The sequence below is a fragment of the Ensifer sp. CCNWLY38 genome, assembly GCF_037120565.1.
Taxonomy (GTDB): domain Bacteria; phylum Pseudomonadota; class Alphaproteobacteria; order Rhizobiales; family Rhizobiaceae; genus Ensifer; species Ensifer adhaerens_H.
The window spans coordinates 77,150-96,396 of the sequence record NZ_JBBBBO010000017.1 but is presented as its reverse complement, the minus strand read 5'-3'; the positions used below and the strand labels follow the sequence as shown (position 1 = coordinate 96,396).

Below are 19,247 nucleotides of genomic sequence, written 5' to 3'. Positions count from 1 at the left end.
CCAGCGGACCTCTGAGGGAATGGCTGATCCGTTATCCACAGCATGGTCGGGCATTCGCCTGGAATTAGTCGACAGCAGGCCGTTCCACGACCTTCTTTTCGACGAACGATTGTCGCAATTTGAGCGCCGGCGCTTCGCCTTCGAATTCTTCCACCCGCCGATCATAATTCGGTGCGACCGTTCCCATCACGCGATCCCAAAACGAAAAGTAGTTAGCGTAGTTGTATTTGAACTCGGCGTGGTGCTGATCGTGGTAGGTCGTGCAAAGCATCGGCCAGGGATAGCGCGCGGTGCGCGAGGCGAAATATTCAAAGCCCGCGTGCCCAAAGGTGCCGTTGATCTGATCGAAGAGCCTATGCGCAAGAAGAATGATCGGCGGGAACGGCACGAGGAAGGTGATGACGGCGTAGTAGCCCTGCGACAACGCCGTATCCACAAGCCCGATCGAGTCGTTACTCCAAACGGTCGGCGCGACGCTGCGGTGATGCAGCAGGTGATATTTGTAGAAAGCCTTGGTATGCAGCAGCCGATGGGCGAAATAGAACCAGGCGTCAAAGAGCACCATGCAGAGCAGGAACAGCGGCACGGCCGTCCACCAGCTGAAGTCCCAGGGCGAGAAGAAAGTCCAGCCCTGGTGTTGTGCGAAGAGACCGATTGCGACGGACGTGCAGGTGACAAGGATCGAGGCCATGCTCTGGCGGATCTCGATGGCCTTGCGCTTCTCGCCGCGTCGCCCCTTCTGGATGCGGCGTTCGGGATTGCGGTCGTTCAGCCAGGTGATGCCATAGCCCAGGATAAAATAGACCAGTACGGTCGCCGCATAGATTACGGCCAGCAAGGCAACAAAGGTGAGGCTATCCTCGAGAAAGGCGCTCAAATGGGAATCCGCTATGAAGAGGGAAGTTGAGATATCCGGTGGACTATATCAACCGCCCTTCCCGACGCAAGCCGTCCGGCGCTAATTGCGTTCCAGTTCCGTCAGGAACGCCTTGAGCTCGCTTTGATCAATGCCGACGAGATGCCGCTGTTCCGGATAGGCACCAGATCGGACATCCTCGGCGAACTCTGTAAACGCCCCAATCCGTTCCCGCTGAAGGCGGTCATATTCGGCAGCGAAGTTGCGATAGGTCTTGGCATGGCGCGGCACGTGGCCGCGGTTGCTGCCGAGCACGTCATCGGAAAACAGATATTGGGCATCGCAGCCCGAGCCCGCCCCCATCGACAGCATCAACATCGAGGTTCGCGCGCTGATCGCGGATGCGACGTCGCCAGGGACGACCTCGATTTCGGCAGCAAAGGCTCCAGCTTCCTCCAGCGCCTTCACCTGCCGCCAGATCTCGAGCGCGCTTGCCGCGGTCTTGCCGACGGCTCGGAAACCACCGGTCCAGGTGGCCTTGGAGGGGATGAGCCCGACATGGCCGCAGACAGGAATGCCCTCTTCCCGCATACGCCTGACGGTCGAAAGACCGGCGGCGCAATAGACGGCATCGCCGCCGGCTTTCAGCGCCTTGAACGCCGCGCGGATGTATTCTTCGGCCGAAACGTAGTCGCCATACTCAAGTCCGGGAAAGGCAAAGCAGGTCGGCGCCACTTCCCGAAACTGCGGCCCCAGAAGTGCCGGCGGTACGGAGACGAGGTCGATGCCGGCAGCTTCCGCTGCTTCGGCTTCGTCAAGCGTTTCCACACGCAACATGGTGAGCTGGCGCTTGCCCTTCATCGAAAGGAGGTCGGCAACGGTCGGGCGGCGGCTTTTCATGAGAAGTCTCCGATATCAGTGAGCAAGTAGCGGGGTAGCGAAAGGCTTTCGCACTAGGAGGCAAGTAGGGCCTTGAGTTTGGTTTCCGGCGAGGTGAGCGCCTGAGGGTCGGGCCGCTTTCCGGCCGCGATCAGCATTTCCGCCAGCCGAATATCGCGCGCGACGGAATTGCCCTGGCCGATGCCGGAAGCGGCAAGCAACCGCCCCGTGTCGTCGAGATGGAAAAGAATGAAGGCCCCGTCTGCGAGATCGCGCCGCACGGTCACAGTCGCGCCGTCTGCAAGTCCGGCAATCTGCAGCGTCAGGTCATATTGGTCGGACCAGAACCACGGCACGCTGGTGACCGATTCGTTCGCGCCCAACAGATTGCCGGCGACGAGCGTTCCTTGGTCCTGCGCATTGCGCCAAGCCTCGAGACGAACCCGGCGGTCGCCATAGTGACGGAGCGGATAGGAGCAGCAGTCGCCGGCCGCGAAAATGTCGGGAGCCGAAGTCCTGAGCGTCGCGTCGACGGCAATGCCATTGTCGACCATGAGGCCAGCGGCTTCTGCCAGTTCCGTGTTCGGCGATGCGCCGATGCCAACGACCAGGAAATCTGCATCGACCGATTGTCCGTTCGCAAGCAGGATCTGCACACCGTTCTCATCAGTATCGATGCGATCGATTTTCGTGTCGCAACGTATGTCGACGCCTTCCGTGCGGTGCCGCTCTGCGATGACGGTCGCGATCTCAGCTGGCACGCCGCGTGAAAGGATGCGTGGCAGCCCTTCGATCAGGACGACGTCTGCACCGAGGCTGCGCGCCGTTGCCGCGAGCTCCAAGCCGATAAATCCGCCACCGATGATGGCAAGCTTCCGCCCGGGCAAAAGTTCGCGGCGGATTTCCTCGGCGTCGGCATGCGTTCTGAGGGTACGTACGCGCCGAGACGCATCATCGGTTCCGGGTATCGTTCGCGCTCGGGCGCCGGTCGTCAGCAAGAGCCGATCATAGGCGATGCTGCCGCCATCGACGAGTTCCACGCGCTTGGCGACGCGATCAATGGCCTTGACGGGGGTGTCGGTCAGTACGTCGATTCTTGCGCTCGCATAGCGCTCGGCATCGGCGACATATTTTGGCTGAACCTGTTCCTTCAGGCCATCCTTCGAAAGCGGCGGCCTTTCGTAGGGAAGATGCGGCTCGGCGCCGATCAACGTGATTGAGCCGTCGTAGCCCCGCTCCCTCAGGGCAAAGGCGGCTCTTGCGCCACATTCACCGGCACCAACAATGACGATTCCACCCATTTCAACCTCCCTGCCCGCTCTCGCTGAGTTCTTCGCGTTGAAGCCGCGATCAAGCGATCGCGATGAACACGCTTCCTGCCTCGACCTTCACCGGATAGGTCCTCAGGTTGACGCAGACTGGAGCGCCCTTGGCCTGGCCGGTCTTGTAGTTGAAGCGACCGTTGTGCTTCGGACATTCGATGATGTCGTCCATCACCAGGCCATCCGCCAGATGGATGTGCTCGTGCGTGCAAAGCCCGTCGGTCGCGAAATATTCGTCATCCGGGCTCCGGTAGACCGCGAAGGTGCGCCCTTCGTGATCAAATCGGATGACGTCTTCCTCGTCGATTTCGTCGGCCGCGCAGACTTCAAGCCAGTTTCCGCTCATAACTTCCTCCCGTTTGCTAAGTTCGTTGGTTATTCGGCTGCGTGCACGATCGCGTTGCTGTGAAACTCTTCCCGGTAGGGCTTCGCCGTCGCCGGCAGTTCGCGTTTCAAGAAATAGTCCTCGTTGCGCAACTGCCGCAGGAAGGCCGGGATCATCTCGCGATAGCCATGCAGTATCGAGGGGTTCGGCTCCGGCAGGTCGTGCTTGATCATGGCGTGAAGCTTCGGAAGGGCGTGATAGGGCACCATCGGGAACATGTGGTGCTCCACATGGTAGTTCATGTTCCAATAGACGAAGCGGCTGACAGGGTTCATGTAGACAGTGCGGCTGTTCAGGCGATGATCCGTGACGTTGTCGGCAAGACCGCCATGTTGCAGCAGCCCGGTCAGCACATGGTGCCAGGCACCGTAGAGCCGCGGCAGACCGATCAACATCAGCGGCAGGATCGAACCGAGGTAGAGCGAGAGCGCGATCGTTGCGGCGTAGATGGCGAACCAGATGCGGGCAACGAGGATCGCCTTTGGCTGTTCCATTTCCGGGATGAATGTCGCTTCCTCGGCACTGATGATGCCAAGCGTGTTGCGGACCATGTCGACGATCGCATGCCAGACATCGAGAATGCCGAAGAAGTTCAAGACGAGGCGCAGGAGATCCGGCGGCCGCATGACGGCAATCTCGGGATCGCGGCCGACGATGACCGTATCTGTGTGGTGGCGCGTGTGGCTCCAACGCCAGGTGACGGGATTGCGCATGATCATGAAGCAGGCGATCTGGTAGACGGCGTTGTTCATCCACATCGTCTTGAACGCGGTGCCATGCCCGCATTCGTGCCAGCGACTATCAGAGGCCGAGCCGTAGAGAACGCCATAGGCGAGGAAGAACGGAGCGGCCCACCAGGTGCCCCAGAAGGTGATGCCGAGCCCGCCGAAAAGAACGAGGCAACCGAGCCAGATCGCGCTATCGCGGATGGCGGGTCCGTCCTCACGCTTCATCAGTTCCTTCATCTGCTTGCGCGGGATCTCCGTGTGATACCACTCCGCGGCCGAGAGGCCATTGGCGACAGCCGCCTGGGCATCGCGCCCGAGGAGACTGTAATCTCGCTTCGTTGGAACCATCGCCATTTGCTCTCCTCCCTGCGATCCGGCCAGTTTGGCCAGGAGCGTCCGATGTCGTGCAATGACGATAGGTTGACTTTTGCTAGGTCTCAATGCAGCAATGATATATTCTCTCAAATGATGTCATTTACCGCATATCATTCGTGATGCAAACCTATCAGGAGAAGCAATGAGCAACCGTCCGACCATTGCCGACCTCGCACGGACCGCCGGCGTCAGCGTCGCGACTGTCGATCGCGTCCTGAACGGACGGCATCCGGTGCGAGAGGAGACTGCGCGCCGTGTCTACGAGGCAGCCAAGTCTATCGGCTACCACGCGGTTGGCCTCATCCGGCAGCGCGTCTTCGAAGACCTGCCACAGTACAGACTTGGCTTTGTGCTGCAGAAGCCGGAGCAGTCGTTCTACAAGGCGGTTGCAAAGGAGATCGAAAGCGCAGCGCTTTCGCTGTCAAACGCACGCGTCTTCGCCCAGGTCGACTTCGTGGCAAATTCGACACCGACGGCGATTACGGAAAAGCTTCGTGCGGCTGCGGCGCGAAACCAGGCGGTTGCGCTCGTTGCTCCTGATTATCCGGCGGTGACGGCCGCGATCGAGGAGTTGAAGGAGCGCGGGATCCCCGTCTTCTCGCTGCTTTCGGACTTCGCGGCCGGCGTGCGTGAAGGTTATGTCGGGCTCAATAACCACAAGGTCGGCCGTACCGCGGCATGGATGATCGCCAAGGCAGCCAAACGCCCCGGCAAGGTCGCGGCCTTCGTCGGCAGCCATCGCTTCCTCGGCCACGAACTTCGAGAGATCGGGTTCCGCTCCTATTTCCGTGAACATGCACCGGACTTCGAAGTACTTGATACCATGGTCAATCTCGATACGGCCGAGATCACGCACGAAGCAACACTGAACCTTTTGCAACGCCATCCGGATCTGATCGGCTTTTACGTCTGCGGCGGGGGCATGGAAGGTGCCATCTCGGCGATCCGCGAAGAAAAGCTGGAAGGCAAGCTTATTGCCGTCGTCAACGAATTGACGCCGGAGTCCCGGGCCGCCCTCGGAGATGATATCGTCACGCTGGCGATCTCAACTCCAACAGCGACGCTTGCCCGCGAAACGATCAATTTGATGATCCAAGCGGTCGATAAAGGCCCGACGGGCGCCCCGGGGCAAACCTTCCTTCCCTTTGATCTCTTCACGCCGGAAAATATCTAGCGAAGGATGATAGAATCCAATCATTGACGAAAGGCAATATTGCAGCAATGCAAGTCCTTTGCGTCACTCGCTCTTTGACTGTCCTCCAGCAGTTGGTGAAATGTCTGCGACACTGTAAATGGAATGAACGTTCTATTTGCAACGCGTGCCCCGTCCCACTGGAGGAGACATTCCCGTGACAACCCTGCCCTTCGCCCTCAATCATATGACGACGCCCGACCTTCCGCTCGGCGCCTTCTTCGAACTTGCCAAATCCCTCGGGATCTTCTCCGTCGAGATCCGCAACGACCTTTCCGGCAATGCCATCATCGACGGCACGCCCGCAAAGGACGTAGCAGCGCTCGCCAGTCGCAATGGCATTACGATTACCTCGATCAACGCGTTGCAGCGCTTCAACGAGTGGAATTCGGATCGTCAGAAAGAAGCCGGAGAGCTGATAGCCTATGCCCGCGATTGCGGTGCCAAGGCCCTCGTGCTCGTGCCCGTCAACGACGGCTCCGGCCAGGCGGACGGCGAGCGCCAGGCAAACCTTCGTGAAGCGCTTGCCGCGCTGAAACCGATGCTCGAATCGGCCGGAATTGTCGGCTTTGTCGAGCCGCTGGGCTTCGAAATCTGCTCTCTGCGCTCGAAGACGGAGGCTGTCGAGGGGATCAAGGCGGTCGGAGGAGAAAGTACCTTCCGACTGGTGCACGATACGTTCCATCACCACCTCGCCGGCGAACCCGCAACCTATCCTGAGATGACCGGGCTCGTGCATATTTCCGGCGTAACCGACCGTCGGGTCGCCGTTTCCGATCTGCGCGACTCGCATCGCGTTTTGGTCGATCAGGACGACCTTCTCGACAATGTCGGCCAGATCCGGCGCCTGCGTGCCGAGGGCTATGCAGGGCCGCTTTCCTTCGAACCCTTTGCCGCCGAAGTTCACGCGGTCGCAGATCCGGCGGCTGCGATCAGGCAGAGTGTGGACCACATTCAAACCCGGATCTGATCCGCCGCGGCCTGGCTCAGGGAAAACGATGCGGGGCGCCGCAACAGGTCTTGACGGCGCTCCCATAAAATGGAATACATATTCCGTAATCACGATTTACTGGTTCGTTTATTCCGTTTTATCTGAAGGCGTAACGGGAGTGGCGCTTTCAATGTGAATGAGCGCAATCCGGCAAGGATTGCGCTCCCGGCAGGAGAAGGTGTCGCCGGGCACCATTGTGGAGGAGAGAGACAATGAAGAAATTCGTGCTGGGTACAGCGCTGGCCGTGATGATGTCGACGGCTGCGCATGCCGAGACCATCGGCGTGTCGATGGCCCTTTTCGATGACAACTTCCTAACGGTCTTGCGCAACGGCATGTCCGATTACGCCAAGACGCTCGACGGCGTCGAACTGCAGATCGAAGACGCGCAGAACGACGTCTCGAAGCAGCAGAGCCAGATCCAGAACTTCATCGCAGCCGGCGTGACCGCCATCATCGTCAACCCGGTCGATACCGATGCGACGGCAGCCATGTCGAAGATTGCAGCAGACGCCGGCGTTGCGCTCGTCTACGTCAACCGCGAGCCGGTCAACGTCGACACCCTGCCGGAAAAGCAGGCTTTCGTCGCATCAAACGAGCAGGAATCCGGCACGCTGCAGACGCAGGAAATCTGCAAGATGCTTGGCGGCAAGGGCAAGGCCGTCGTCATGATGGGCGAACTGTCCAACCAGGCCGCCCGTATGCGCACGAAGGACATTCACGACGTGCTCGCGACCGACCAGTGCAAGGGTATCGAGATCGTCGAGGAGCAGACGGCCAACTGGTCGCGTACGCAAGGGTCGGACCTTCTGACGAACTGGCTCTCGGCCGGCGTTGAATTCGATGCCGTCATTTCGAACAACGACGAAATGGCGATCGGCGCCATCCAGGCGCTGAAGGCCGCCGGCCGCTCGATGGACTCGGTCGTCGTCGGCGGCATCGACGCGACGCAGGACGCGCTCGCCGCAATGGCTGCGGGCGACCTCGACGTAACCGTGTTCCAGAACGCAGCCGGCCAGGGCCAGGGCTCGGTCGATGCCGCACTGAAGCTCGCCAAGGGCGAAGCCGTCGACAAGAAGGTTTACATTCCCTTCGAGCTGGTGACCAAGGAAAACCTCGACAAGTATCAGGCCAAGAACTGATCGCCTGCGGCGGGAGCGCAGGATCACCTGCGCTCCCGCTCAAATATGCAAGTCCCGCTGCGGATGTCTGCGTCCTTTTGGATGCGACCTGCGATTAATTGGGCTGGTCACCCGCCAGCGACGAGGACTTTCCGCAACAGCCGGAAACGACGGGGGAGGCAAGGAAATGACGCTCAGTCCGACAACGATGGCAGCCGTGCGCGCCAGCGGCGCCGTGCCGAAGGCCGAATATCTTCTTTCGGCAGAAGGCATCCGCAAGGAATTCCCGGGCGTCGTCGCCCTTGACGACGTCGAGTTCAAGCTGAAGCGCGGCACAGTCCATGCGCTTATGGGTGAAAACGGCGCCGGCAAGTCGACGCTGATGAAGATCCTCGCCGGCATCTATACACCCGACAAGGGCGAAGTCAGGTTGAAGGGCGTCGACATCAGACTGAAATCGCCGCTCGACGCGCTCGAAAACGGCATCGCGATGATCCATCAGGAACTGAACCTGATGCCATTCATGACGGTGGCGGAAAACATCTGGATCCGCCGTGAACCGAAGAACCGCTTCGGCTTCGTCGACCACGGCGAGATGAACCGCATCACCGCCCGGCTGTTCGATCGCCTGAAGATCAAGATCGATCCGGAAATCGAGGTCCGCCATCTCTCCGTTGCGAACAGGCAGATGGTCGAGATCGCCAAGGCGGTCTCCTATGAATCCGACGTGCTGATCATGGACGAACCGACGTCGGCGCTGACCGAGCGCGAGGTCGCGCACCTGTTCGAGATCATCCGCGATCTGCGCGAACAAGGGATCGGCATCGTCTACATCACCCACAAGATGAACGAGCTCTTCGAAATCGCCGATGAGTTCTCGGTGTTTCGTGACGGCAAATTTATCGGCACCCATGCCTCGAGCGACGTCACCCGAGATGACATCATCCGCATGATGGTCGGCCGCGAAATCACCCAGATGTTCCCGAAGGAAGAAGTGCCGATCGGCGACGTCGTGCTTTCGGTGAAGAACCTCGCGCTCGACGGCGTCTTTCGCGAAGTCTCCTTCGATGTTCGCGCCGGCGAAATCCTCGGCATTGCCGGCCTCGTCGGCTCCGGCCGCTCGAACGTCGCCGAGACGCTCTTCGGCGTGACGCCGGCAAGTTCCGGCACGATTTCGATCGACGGAAAAACCCTTTCAATCAATAGCCCTAACACTGCAATCAGGCACCGCATGGCGTTCCTGACCGAGGACCGCAAGGACACCGGCTGTCTTCTGATCCTCGACATCCTCGAGAACATGCAGATTGCCGTGCTCCAGGATCGCTTCGTCAAGGGCGGCTTCGTCACCGAAAAGCAGATTACTGCCGCCTGCGAAGAGATGAGCCGCAAGCTGCGCGTCAAGACGCCAAACCTGCAGGAGCGCATCGAGAACCTCTCCGGCGGCAACCAGCAGAAAGTGCTGATCGGCCGCTGGCTGCTCACCAATCCGCGCATCCTGATCCTCGACGAGCCGACGCGCGGCATCGATGTTGGCGCCAAGGCGGAAATCCACCGCCTCGTCACCGAACTCGCACGCAATGGTGTCGCCGTCATCATGATTTCTTCGGAAATGCCAGAGGTGCTCGGCATGAGCGACCGCATCATGGTCATGCACGAGGGCCGTGTTACCGGCTTCCTCGACAGGGCGGAAGCAACCCAGATCAAGGTCATGGAGCTCGCCGCGAGCTGAGCGGGAAGCGACCCGACGAAAGGGAGGAATGAATATGGATACCAATGTCGCCGCACAGGGCGCGAGCACACCGCTTACCGGCGCAAAGCGCCGCCTGCCCCCCGAATTCAACATCTTCCTCGTATTGATCGGCATTGCGCTGGTTTATGAGGTGCTGGGCTGGATCTTCGTCGGCCAGAGCTTCCTGATGAACCCGCAGCGCCTGACGATCATGATCCTGCAGGTTTCGGTGATCGGCATCATCGCCGTCGGAGTGACCCAGGTCATCATCACCGGCGGTATCGATCTTTCCTCCGGCTCCGTCGTCGGCATGACGGCGATGATCTCCGCAAGCGTTGCCCAGGCCTCCACCTGGCCCCGCGCGCTCTATCCATCGCTGACCGACATGCCGGCGATCGTTCCGATCGGACTTGGCATTGGTATCGGCCTTCTTGCCGGCTTCATCAACGGCCAGCTCATCGCCCGCACGAAGATCCCGCCGTTCATCGCCACGCTCGGCATGATGGTGTCGGCACGCGGTATCTCCAAGTGGTACACCAAGGGCCAGCCGGTCTCCGGCCTCACCGAACAGTTCAACTTCATCGGCACCGGCATCTGGCCCGTGATCGTCTTCCTCGTCGTCGCGATCATCTTCCACATTGCGCTGCGCTACACCCGCTATGGCAAGTTCACCTATGCGATCGGCGCCAACGTCCAGGCAGCACGCGTCTCGGGTATCAATGTCGAAGCGCACCTCATCAAGGTCTATGCCATTGCCGGCATGCTGGCGGGCCTCGCCGGCGTCGTCACCGCTGCCCGCGCCCAGACCGCACAGGCCGGCATGGGTGTCATGTACGAACTGGATGCGATCGCCGCGACCGTCATCGGCGGCACCTCGCTCACCGGCGGCGTCGGCCGCATCACCGGCACGGTGATCGGCACGATCATCCTTGGCGTGATGACCTCGGGCTTCACCTTCCTTCGCGTCGACGCTTACTACCAGGAAATCGTCAAGGGCCTGATTATCGTCGCGGCCGTGGTGATCGACGTCTACCGACAGAAGAACCGCAAGAAAGCCTAATCCTCCAAAGAAGACTTCTCCTCCCAGTGAAGCCAACTGGCCGGGATGATGAAAATCATCCCGGCATTTTCTTTTTCGCCGACAGGTATTTCGTCCGCCTTATGCCGTTTTCCACATATGCTTGGCGCGCACAGCTGCCCCGGCGCGAGCGCTCTGGCAAAATCCCCGCCAATGCACTATACGGCAGGCGTCCAAAACTATCGGAGACTTATCATGTTGTCGCAGCGCAAGCTTGCGAGCCAGTTTCAGCCGCGTTTCGTTCTACAGCTTTGGAACGCGATGCTGCGGGTACAGACCCGCGAGACAGCTTCCCTCTTCGGCCACCGCGGCCGCTAAGCAAACAATCGAAAATGCCGCAACCATTTTGGGCGTGTCGACCTGACGGCCTGCAGATGGTTTTTGCTCATCCGGCCCGCAATCGCGGCGCCGGACAGAGCCGGCCCGACAGAGCCGATCTGTGACTAGCCCGCTGGAAAGAGGATGGTCACCTTGAGGCCCCGGCCATCGGCCCCCTCGCTGAGACGGGTCGTCGCGCCGTAGAGTTCGGCAATCTCCTCGACGATCGGCAGACCAAGCCCCGAGCCCGGCGCTTCGCTGCCTCCGCGCTCGAAGCGGCGGAGCACGGATTCGCGCAGTTCGGGCCGAATTCCCGGCCCGTTATCCTCCACCTCGAGCGACACCGAACCGCCTTCGGCGAGCACGCGCGTTGTCACCTCTGCACCCCGGCCGGCATAAAGCAGCGCGTTGCCGATCAGGTTCTTCAGCATCTCAGCCACAAGCAGCGGTTCGGCGCGAATGAAGGCTTCGCCGTCGCCGTCGAAACCAAGATCAATATCGGCCTCTCCTGCCGCGGGTACATGTTCTGCCGTGATCTCGCGCACGAGATCGACGAGATCGACGCGCCCCAGCATCCGCGCCTCGTTCTTCCCGGCCGCGTCGATTTTCGCCATCAGCAGCAATTGCCCTAGAATGCGTTCGGCATTGGCGACCGCCTCGTCGGCCTTTTTCACTGCGCCATGCGTTTCCTCGATCGACCCTGCGCGCTGCGCCAGCGCGAGCTGTGTCCGGATGATGGCGAGCGGTGTACGGAGCTGATGGCTGGCGTTGCCGGTGAAATTGCGCAGAGCATCGAGTGCCGACTGCAGGCGTCCCATGAAGGAATTGACGGTGTCGACGAGCCCCTGGACTTCGTTTGGTACCCGTTCGCCGATCGGGTGCAGGTCATCCGGATTGCGCTCCGAAATCGCATCTCCGAGCCGGTAGAGCGGGCGCAGTGAAAACGTGACGGCGATCCAGACGATAACTGCGGCGCCGGCGATCATCATGCTGAGACGCAAAGCCGAGCGGAAGAGGATGGTCTGCGCAAGTTGCCGCCGCGCGATCGTCGTTTCGGCAACGGTCACGACAAAGGGTACCGAATTGATCCCCGTCGAGGCAGAACGGCGAAGGGCTGCTATGCGGATCGGCTCGCCGCGGAAAGTCGAATCCGCAAAGGTCGTGGATGTCCCCGGCTCCTCCGCAAGCGACGGCAGCGTCTGGTAACCCGTGATGAACTGGCCCGGCGGCCCGTCGACCCTGTAGAAAACGCGGTCCTGCGCCGCAGAGGTCAACATCTCCAGGGCAACATAGGGAATATCGACCTCGAGCGAGCCATCCTCCGCGACGACCACGCGTTCCGCGATCGCCAACGCCGAGCCCGCGAGCACGCGGTCGGAGACAACGTTGGCGGTCGTCACAGCCTCACGGTAGGTGTCCATGAGCGCAATGACGCCGATGACGACCGTCGAGATCAGCAGCCAGCCAAGCAGGCGCCGGCGGAGGGAGTAGACTGTCGCCTTCATTCCGGCCCGGCCATCTTGTCGAGGTAGTAGCCGATGCCGCGGGCCGTGCGAACTGTGAGGCCATGCGGCGCCAGCCGCTTGCGCAACCGACTGACATATTGCTCGATCGCGTTGGAGCTCAAATCATCGTCGAAGCCGGTCAGCGACTGCATGATCGCGTCCTTGGCAACCACCTTGCCGGCGCGCATGAACAGGAGTTCGAGAAGCCCGAGTTCGCGCGCGGGGATCTCGATCGGCACACCGCCTGAGGAGAAGCTGCGCGTATTGAGATCGAGCGAAACATTGCCATAGCTCACGGTTGAGGCCCTGAGCCCCGCCTGCCGGCGCAGCAACACGCGCACCCGCGCTTCGAGTTCGCCAACGTCGAACGGCTTGATCATGTAATCGTCAGCGCCGAGATCGAGACCCTTGATCCGCTCCTCGGGCGCGCCTCGCGCCGTGAGGATCAGCACCGCCGCGCGGTTCTGCCGGGCGCGCATCGCCCGCAAAACGTCGAGCCCGTCCATCTCCGGCAGGTTGAGATCGAGGATGACCAGATCGAAGGTTTCAGTTGCCGCAACCGCATGCGCCGAGGCACCATCACTGACAACGTCGACGGCATAGCCACTGCCACGCAAAATGGCAGACAGGCCCTCGGCCAGGTCCTGGTTGTCCTCAACAAGCAAGATGCGCAATTATCGTCACTCCCCGAACCACCTTATCCGCCGACGCCTTGCTTGTGAACGGTCACACAGTGAGGCATTGTGGATTCATGCGGTTCTTGATTTCTCTTCTTTTTTTTGCCCTTTGCCCCCGACTGCTCCTTGCGGCGCCGATCATATTTCCAGCCCTTTCCGGCAACGCCGATGCGCGCACGCTGGTGGTTTATTCCTCGCTTGATGAGCCTCTCGCCAGGCCGATGATCATCGGCTTCCAGAGGGCCAATCCGGATGTCACTGTGCGCTACGAAGACATGCTGACCGGCGAGATCTACGACCGTATCATCAAGGAGACGGATGCCGGCATGAAGACGGCGGACTTCGCCTTTTCTTCCGCCATGGACCTGCAAGTCAAGCTCAGCAACGATGGGTATGCCCAGCGCAGTGACCTGCCGATGAGCGACCGCTGGCCCGCCTGGGCAAACTGGCGCAACACGGCCTATGCGCTCACCTTCGAGCCGGCCGTCTTTGTGTATCACAAACCGAGTTTTACGACGGAAAAGCCGCCGTCCACACGTGCCGAATTCGTCGACTACCTCAAGCGCCAGGGCGCCAACGTCTTCGGCCGCATCGGAACCTACGACATCGAGCGCTCCGGCGTCGGCTTCCTCTTCATGGCACGTGACCAGGAGCAGTTCGGCGATATCTGGGATGTGATCCAGGCCATGGGTGCCGCTGGCGTCAAGCTCTATTCCACCAGCGAGGCCATCCTCGAGCGTGTTGCCGACGGGCGGTTCGTGCTCGGCTATAATATCCTTGGCTCCTACGCGGCGGACTGGGCAGCGCGGCATCCGGATGTCGGGATCGTGCTGCCGAAGGACTACACTGTGGTGATGTCGCGAATTGGCCTCGTTCCCCAGGCCTCGGCCTCTCCGGACCTCGGACGCCGCTATCTCGAATTCTTCATGTCCAAGGAAGGACAGACGATCATGGCGCGCGAACTGCAGATCGCCGCCGTCAGCCCAGAGGTCGCCGGAGAAAATACCGCAAACACCATGCAGGAAATGCTCGGCGCTCAATTGCGCCCGGTTCCCGTTAGCCCCGGACTGATGGTCTATCTCGACCAGGTAAAGCGCTCGCGTCTGATCGCCAAATGGAACGAAGTCCTGCGGCTCCACTGAAATCAAGGCGCGCGCCAATTCGGCGGCGCCCTGAATGGGAACGTCAGGCTTTCTTCCTGGAGCGGCCGCTACGTTCGGCTTGTACCGACAGGTTCAGATCCACGGCAGCGCGAATGAGGGCCTTCAAAGCGTCCTCGTCGATCTCTTGGCCCTCGTGGATATCGATCGCCCGCCGGGTATTGCCGTCGAGGCTTGAATTGAAGAGACCCGAGGGATCTTCCAGTGATGCGCCCTTGGCGAAGGTCATCTTCACCACCGCCTTGTAGGTCTCGCCGGTACAGATGATCCCCGCATGTTCCCAAACCGGAACGCCTCTCCATTTCCATTCCTCGACGACCTCGGGATCGACCTCCTTGATGAGCTTCCTAACCCGCCCAAGCATTTCTCCCCGCCAGTCGCCCAGTTCAGCTATCCTGGCATCGATCCGTTCGGAGGCAGGCGCTTCTCCCTCCACCGCATCAGTCTTCGTCATCTTTCCGGTTGCTTTCTTCATCCGATCATCTCCACGCAGGTATCACACATCACGCGGGGTGCGCTCTGCACGACGTCACTGACATTCCGCTCACATACGTTCGCCGGGCAATTGGCTCGCTTGTTTTACCCAATCGCTGAATTGTGCCTCATCTATCTCGTCTTTTTCGTGGATATGGAAATAGCGCGCATTTGCCATCTTGGATTCGACAGGTGGCGGCGGGCTGAGGGCCGCGCCATTGAAGAACGCGACCTTGATGTATTTCGCAAAGCAGTGAACGCCGAGGAACCATCCGTCGCCCTCGATGCCATAAAGCGGCGAATTCCACTTCACGGCCTTTTGTGCGTTCGGGACGGCGCGCATGATGAGGTTGTCGAAATGGCGCCCAACGGCGCTCTTCCAGCCCGGCATGGCGGCGATATAGGCCTGCACCGGCGCATCGCCATAGCCCTTAGCGATCTGGGGATTACCGCCTGAAAGCAATTTCGGCTGATCTGCAACCGCCTGTCCCTTCACCTCTTTTTCGCCTTCCATTTTGGCTGACACTCGCGTCCGCGTGGCGTCATACTTTGTTGGTCGCTTCGATGTCACATTGGCGATCTTGGAGTTGGCTGTCTTGGTCATTGCTCCGTCCTTTCGAACAGGTCTCGGGGCGAACAGGTCTTCGGGGTGGCCGGCGCGACACTACCACAGCTTGCCGTCCTCGCGATATCGCTGCCATCATACGTGGAACCGGCACCTCGGCTCCGAGGTTTCGATTCGCCCATTTCCCGGTGGATCAACCTCGCCGAACTCGGCCACCGAGGCTGACAGAGCCTATCTCCCTCGTTGGCGCGGCCAAGAATCTAAGATTTCGTAAACGTCACGCACCGAAAAGCGCATTCGGGGCTTGATGTCAGCTAAATGTCAGCTTTCTATGTTGCCTTAGGGTCACTGGCACCCGTGGAGGCGGGTCGCCGGTTGCGCACTGGGAGAAAGCCACCAATCCGGTCAAGCGACAAGGGTCGAAAGAACCCGTCGCCGTCTTCCCGTTCGCACTGAGCAACAACGTGCGCGGTGAAAACGCGCCTCACGGAGGACTGACCTTGAAACACTTTTTCCTCGCAACGGTTCTCGCCGGCGCCATGTCGCTGCCGGCCTTCGCCGCTGATTACACCATCATCGCGCCGGCAAACCCGGGCGGTGGCTGGGACCAGACGGCACGCTCGCTGCAGACCGTCATGCAGCAGGAAGGCATCTCCGGCAACGTTCAAGTTCAGAACGTTCCGGGTGCCGGCGGCACCATCGGCCTCGCGCAGTTCGCAAGCCAGCAGAAGGGCAACCCGAACGCCCTGATCGTCGGCGGCTATGTCATGGTCGGCGCGATCCTAACCAACAAGTCCCCGGTCACGCTCAAGGACGTCACGCCGATTGCACGCCTCACCGGCGAGTATGAAGCGATCGTCGTTCCGGCTGCTTCGGAGATCAAGACGATGGCTGACCTTGTCGCAGCCCTGAAGAAGGACCCGGGTGCGGTGTCCTGGGCTGGCGGCTCGGCCGGTGGTACCGACCACATCGCTGTTGGCCTGATTGCCAAGGCTGCGGGCGTCGACCCGACCAAGATCAACTACATTGCTTACTCGGGCGGTGGCGAGGCCCTCGCAGCCATTCTCGGCAGCCAGGTAACGGCCGGTATTTCCGGCTATGGCGAGTTCGAGTCGCAGGTCAAGGCCGGCACGCTTCGCCTGCTCGCCGTATCGAGCGCCGAGCGCATTGCGGGCGTGGACGCTCCGACACTCAAGGAATCGGGTCTCGACGTCGTCGTCGAAAACTGGCGCATGGTCGCAGCTGCCCCGGGCCTTTCGGACGAGCAGAAGGCTGCCGTCTCGGCCGATATCGAAAAGCTTGCGAAGTCCGCAGGCTGGCAGGAAGTTCTGAAGACCAAGGGTTGGCAGGACAGCTATCTCGCCGGTGATGCCTTCAACGCCCAGCTCGACAAGGACGTTGCGGCAACCGAAGGTGTTCTCAAGGACATTGGACTGGTGAAATGACCAAGGGGCATCACCCTTCAACCGCAACGCGTCGCCCGGATCGGGCGGCGCTCTTCATCGCGGTGGTTCTCGCCACTATCGCTGGCCTCATTTTTTGGGATGTGTCGCGCCTGGCAGGCGCTGCCGGCTACTCCCAGGTCGGACCGACGACGGTCCCCTATGCGATCGCCTGCTGTCTTCTGGCTCTCGCTATCTGGACGGGCTTCGAAGCGTTTCGCGGCGATTTTCCGGAGCGTGAACGCCAGGAGGTTGCTCCGGTCATCTGGATCGTTGGCGGCCTTGCTGCCCAGATGCTCCTGCTGAACGTCGCGGGCTTTTCGATCGCCACCGGCATTCTGTTCGCGCTGACCGCACGCGGTTTCGGCAAACGCAAGCTTTGGTTTTCTCTCCCCGTCGGCATCGTGCTCTGTTTCGTCGTCTGGGTGATTTTCGCCAAGCTCCTGCAACTGTCGCTGCCCGCGGGGCCGCTTGAACGCCTGTTCTTTTAAGAGGGCCGACGACCATGGCTACTTTTGATTTCCTGCTGCAGGGATTGCTGGTTGCTGCCCAGCCGATGAACCTGCTCTATGCGCTGATCGGCGTCACGCTCGGAACGGCCGTCGGCGTTCTGCCCGGCATCGGGCCCGCGCTGACCGTGGCTCTCCTCCTGCCCGTCACTTATCGGCTCGATCCCGGCGGTTCGCTGATCATGTTCGCCGGCATCTACTATGGCGGCATGTATGGCGGCTCGACCACGTCGATCCTCTTGAACACGCCCGGCGAAAGCGCGTCGATCGTGACCGCGCTCGAGGGCAACAAGATGGCCCGCGCCGGACGCGGCGGCCCGGCGCTGGCGACAGCTGCGATCGGCTCATTCGTCGCCGGCCTCATCGCCACACTCGGCCTCGCTTTCATCGCGCCCTATATCGTCAAGTTGGCCCTGGTCTTTGGTCCGCGTGAGTACTTCGCGCTGATGGTGCTGGCGTTCGTCACCGTCTCTTCGGCCTTCGGCGATTCCACCCTTCGCGGCCTGACGTCGCTGTTTGTCGGCCTCGCCCTCGCCGTCGTTGGCATCGACCAGCTGAGCGGCCAGACACGCCTCTCCTTCGGCGTCCCCGAACTGCTTGACGGCATCGAAGTGACGACGCTCGCCGTTGCCATGTTCGCCATCGGCGAAACGCTGTTCATCGCCGCCCAGGGCGACAAGGGGCCGGACAAGGTCGAGGCCGTGCGCGGCTCGGTCTGGATGAGTGCCACCGACTGGGCACGCTCCTGGAAACCCTGGCTGCGTGGCACCTTCATCGGCTTCCCGATCGGCGCCATGCCGGCTGGCGGCGCCGAGATCGGCACCTTCCTGTCCTATGCAGCAGAAAAGCGTCTGACGAAGCATCCGGAAGAGTTCGGCAATGGCGCAATCGAAGGTGTTGCCGGTCCCGAGGCCGCCAATAACGCGTCGGCCGCCGGTACGCTCGTTCCGCTGTTGACGCTCGGCCTGCCGACAACAGCAACCGCTGCAATCATGCTCGCCGGCTTCCAGCAATATGGTTTGCAGCCGGGCCCCCTGCTGTTTGCGACCAATCCGCAGCTCGTCTGGGGTCTGATCGCCAGCCTGCTCATCGCCAACTTCATGTTGCTGGTCCTGAACCTGCCGCTGATCGGTCTCTGGGTGAAGCTGTTGACGATCCCGAAGCCGTGGCTCTATGCCGGCATCCTGTTGTTTGCGACCCTCGGCACCATCGGTGCCAACCCGTCGGTCTACGAACTCGGCATGCTGCTCGCTTTCGGCCTGCTCGGCTACGCCATGCGTGTCTTCGGTTATCCGATCGCCCCCGTCGTCGTTGGCCTGATCCTCGGTCCGCTGGCCGAACAGCAGCTTCGCCGGGCGCTCGCCATCAGCCAGGGTGACTACAGCGTGCTGTTCACCTCGCCGATCGCGGCCGTGCTCCTAATCATTGCGGCAGCAGCCCTGATCGTACCCCTGATCCTGCGGGCACGTGGTCGTGGTGAAGTCCTTTCGCAGCTTGCGGCGAACGAAGACTAATAGCGCCTCCTCCCAAGGCCTATCCGCAGGCCCGGTCGGTTTGACTACCGCCCGGGCCTGCTTCCTTTGCATGGCTGGCGTGCCGGATTGTGCATTGCAATATGACCGACCAACCCCCATCTTTTGCTCATCGATTAGAAAACGAAAGCGAGCAAGACGATGGCTACTACAACTTACCACAAGGGTTTCATCGGCCGTGCGTTCGCAGTTCTCGGCGCTGCTAGCGCTGCCGCCGCCGCTGTCGAAGGTCACCGCCGCCCCAAGGCAAGCGACCTGCGCACCCTCGGCATCGACCCGGCAAACTTCCCGGACACGCGCCGCGGCTAACGAATTCCGGCGCCTAATAGGCGCCTTATCCTCCCAAGGATGAAAAACGGCTCGGGATCGGAAGATCACCGGGCCGTTTGGCGTTTATGGGGTAGAGCCT

The 19,247-nt window shown here is 61.0% G+C and carries 20 protein-coding genes; 11 read left to right on the top strand and 9 right to left on the bottom strand.

All coding sequences use genetic code 11. The features are described 5' to 3' along the window. Window positions 1–64: 64 nt before the first annotated feature. The 5 genes from V7S54_RS29565 to V7S54_RS29545 all read right to left on the bottom strand — a co-directional run bounded on the left by V7S54_RS29565 (window position 65) and on the right by V7S54_RS29545 (window position 4,524). Entirely contained in the window at window positions 65–877 is an 813-nt protein-coding gene (locus V7S54_RS29565) for a sterol desaturase family protein (RefSeq protein WP_336409571.1), read from the bottom strand. An 81-nt stretch (window positions 878–958) separates the two neighbouring features. Continuing rightward, window positions 959–1,756 (bottom strand): 3-methyl-2-oxobutanoate hydroxymethyltransferase, encoded by a 798-nt coding sequence (locus tag V7S54_RS29560; RefSeq protein WP_336409570.1) that lies wholly within the window; start codon window positions 1,754–1,756, stop codon window positions 959–961. 53 nt (window positions 1,757–1,809) lie between these two features. Continuing rightward, complete coding sequence (locus V7S54_RS29555; protein WP_336409569.1) at window positions 1,810–3,036, bottom strand: NAD(P)/FAD-dependent oxidoreductase; 1,227 nt, start codon at window positions 3,034–3,036, stop codon at window positions 1,810–1,812. Between the two features lie 49 nt (window positions 3,037–3,085). Beyond that, window positions 3,086–3,403 (bottom strand): MocE family 2Fe-2S type ferredoxin, encoded by a 318-nt coding sequence (locus V7S54_RS29550; protein ID WP_336409568.1) that lies wholly within the window; start codon window positions 3,401–3,403, stop codon window positions 3,086–3,088. Window positions 3,404–3,432: 29 nt separating this feature from the next. Next, window positions 3,433–4,524, bottom strand: a complete 1,092-nt coding sequence (locus V7S54_RS29545; protein WP_336409567.1) for a fatty acid desaturase family protein — start codon at window positions 4,522–4,524, stop codon at window positions 3,433–3,435. A gap of 163 nt (window positions 4,525–4,687) precedes the next feature. On the opposite strand from V7S54_RS29545, the gene V7S54_RS29540 reads away from it, so the two are divergent. From V7S54_RS29540 to V7S54_RS29515, 6 genes are all read left to right on the top strand, one after another. Beyond that, window positions 4,688–5,719 (top strand): LacI family DNA-binding transcriptional regulator, encoded by a 1,032-nt coding sequence (locus V7S54_RS29540; protein ID WP_336409566.1) that lies wholly within the window; start codon window positions 4,688–4,690, stop codon window positions 5,717–5,719. A gap of 175 nt (window positions 5,720–5,894) precedes the next feature. Next, on the top strand, window positions 5,895–6,707 hold the full coding sequence (locus V7S54_RS29535) for a TIM barrel protein (protein WP_336409565.1): 813 nt from the start codon (window positions 5,895–5,897) through the stop codon (window positions 6,705–6,707). 233 nt (window positions 6,708–6,940) lie between these two features. Continuing rightward, window positions 6,941–7,870, top strand: coding sequence for a sugar ABC transporter substrate-binding protein (locus V7S54_RS29530; protein WP_065372923.1), 930 nt, complete (start codon window positions 6,941–6,943; stop codon window positions 7,868–7,870). A gap of 166 nt (window positions 7,871–8,036) precedes the next feature. Beyond that, window positions 8,037–9,578, top strand: a complete 1,542-nt coding sequence (locus V7S54_RS29525; protein ID WP_336409564.1) for a sugar ABC transporter ATP-binding protein — start codon at window positions 8,037–8,039, stop codon at window positions 9,576–9,578. 34 nt (window positions 9,579–9,612) lie between these two features. Then, window positions 9,613–10,638 (top strand): ABC transporter permease, encoded by a 1,026-nt coding sequence (locus tag V7S54_RS29520; RefSeq protein ID WP_058323899.1) that lies wholly within the window; start codon window positions 9,613–9,615, stop codon window positions 10,636–10,638. A gap of 213 nt (window positions 10,639–10,851) precedes the next feature. After that, the gene (locus tag V7S54_RS29515; protein WP_255571421.1) at window positions 10,852–10,974 is read left to right on the top strand and encodes a hypothetical protein; all 123 of its coding nucleotides are present in this window, start codon (window positions 10,852–10,854) and stop codon (window positions 10,972–10,974) included. 125 nt (window positions 10,975–11,099) lie between these two features. Here the strand turns inward: V7S54_RS29515 and V7S54_RS29510 are convergent, their stop codons facing one another. Both V7S54_RS29510 and V7S54_RS29505 read right to left on the bottom strand, forming a co-directional pair. Continuing rightward, window positions 11,100–12,479: a sensor histidine kinase gene (locus V7S54_RS29510; protein ID WP_336409563.1), complete on the bottom strand. Its 1,380-nt coding sequence runs from the start codon at window positions 12,477–12,479 to the stop codon at window positions 11,100–11,102. Next, on the bottom strand, window positions 12,476–13,153 hold the full coding sequence (locus V7S54_RS29505) for a response regulator (RefSeq protein WP_057251404.1): 678 nt from the start codon (window positions 13,151–13,153) through the stop codon (window positions 12,476–12,478). The genes V7S54_RS29510 and V7S54_RS29505 overlap by 4 nt, the downstream gene beginning before the upstream one ends. Before the next feature lie 77 nt (window positions 13,154–13,230). Between V7S54_RS29505 and V7S54_RS29500 the strand changes: the two genes are divergently transcribed. Then, window positions 13,231–14,298: an ABC transporter substrate-binding protein gene (locus tag V7S54_RS29500; protein WP_065372927.1), complete on the top strand. Its 1,068-nt coding sequence runs from the start codon at window positions 13,231–13,233 to the stop codon at window positions 14,296–14,298. Window positions 14,299–14,341: 43 nt separating this feature from the next. On the opposite strand, the gene V7S54_RS29495 is transcribed toward V7S54_RS29500, so the two are convergent. Together V7S54_RS29495 and V7S54_RS29490 are read right to left on the bottom strand one after the other, a co-directional pair. Continuing rightward, on the bottom strand, window positions 14,342–14,791 hold the full coding sequence (locus tag V7S54_RS29495; RefSeq protein WP_336409562.1) for a DUF1801 domain-containing protein: 450 nt from the start codon (window positions 14,789–14,791) through the stop codon (window positions 14,342–14,344). 69 nt (window positions 14,792–14,860) lie between these two features. After that, window positions 14,861–15,304 carry a DUF1801 domain-containing protein gene (locus V7S54_RS29490; RefSeq protein ID WP_336409595.1) on the bottom strand — a complete coding sequence of 148 codons (444 nt, stop codon included), beginning with the start codon at window positions 15,302–15,304 and terminating at the stop codon, window positions 14,861–14,863. A 551-nt stretch (window positions 15,305–15,855) separates the two neighbouring features. Between V7S54_RS29490 and V7S54_RS29485 the strand changes: the two genes are divergently transcribed. From V7S54_RS29485 to V7S54_RS29470, 4 genes are all read left to right on the top strand, one after another. Continuing rightward, on the top strand, window positions 15,856–16,800 hold the full coding sequence (locus V7S54_RS29485; protein ID WP_336409561.1) for a Bug family tripartite tricarboxylate transporter substrate binding protein: 945 nt from the start codon (window positions 15,856–15,858) through the stop codon (window positions 16,798–16,800). Then, complete coding sequence (locus V7S54_RS29480; protein WP_065372931.1) at window positions 16,797–17,288, top strand: tripartite tricarboxylate transporter TctB family protein; 492 nt, start codon at window positions 16,797–16,799, stop codon at window positions 17,286–17,288. The genes V7S54_RS29485 and V7S54_RS29480 overlap by 4 nt, the downstream gene beginning before the upstream one ends. Before the next feature lie 14 nt (window positions 17,289–17,302). Beyond that, window positions 17,303–18,820 (top strand): tripartite tricarboxylate transporter permease, encoded by a 1,518-nt coding sequence (locus V7S54_RS29475; protein ID WP_065372932.1) that lies wholly within the window; start codon window positions 17,303–17,305, stop codon window positions 18,818–18,820. Between the two features lie 159 nt (window positions 18,821–18,979). Next, window positions 18,980–19,147: a hypothetical protein gene (locus tag V7S54_RS29470; RefSeq protein ID WP_089045897.1), complete on the top strand. Its 168-nt coding sequence runs from the start codon at window positions 18,980–18,982 to the stop codon at window positions 19,145–19,147. The last annotated feature ends 100 nt before the right edge of the window (window positions 19,148–19,247 follow it).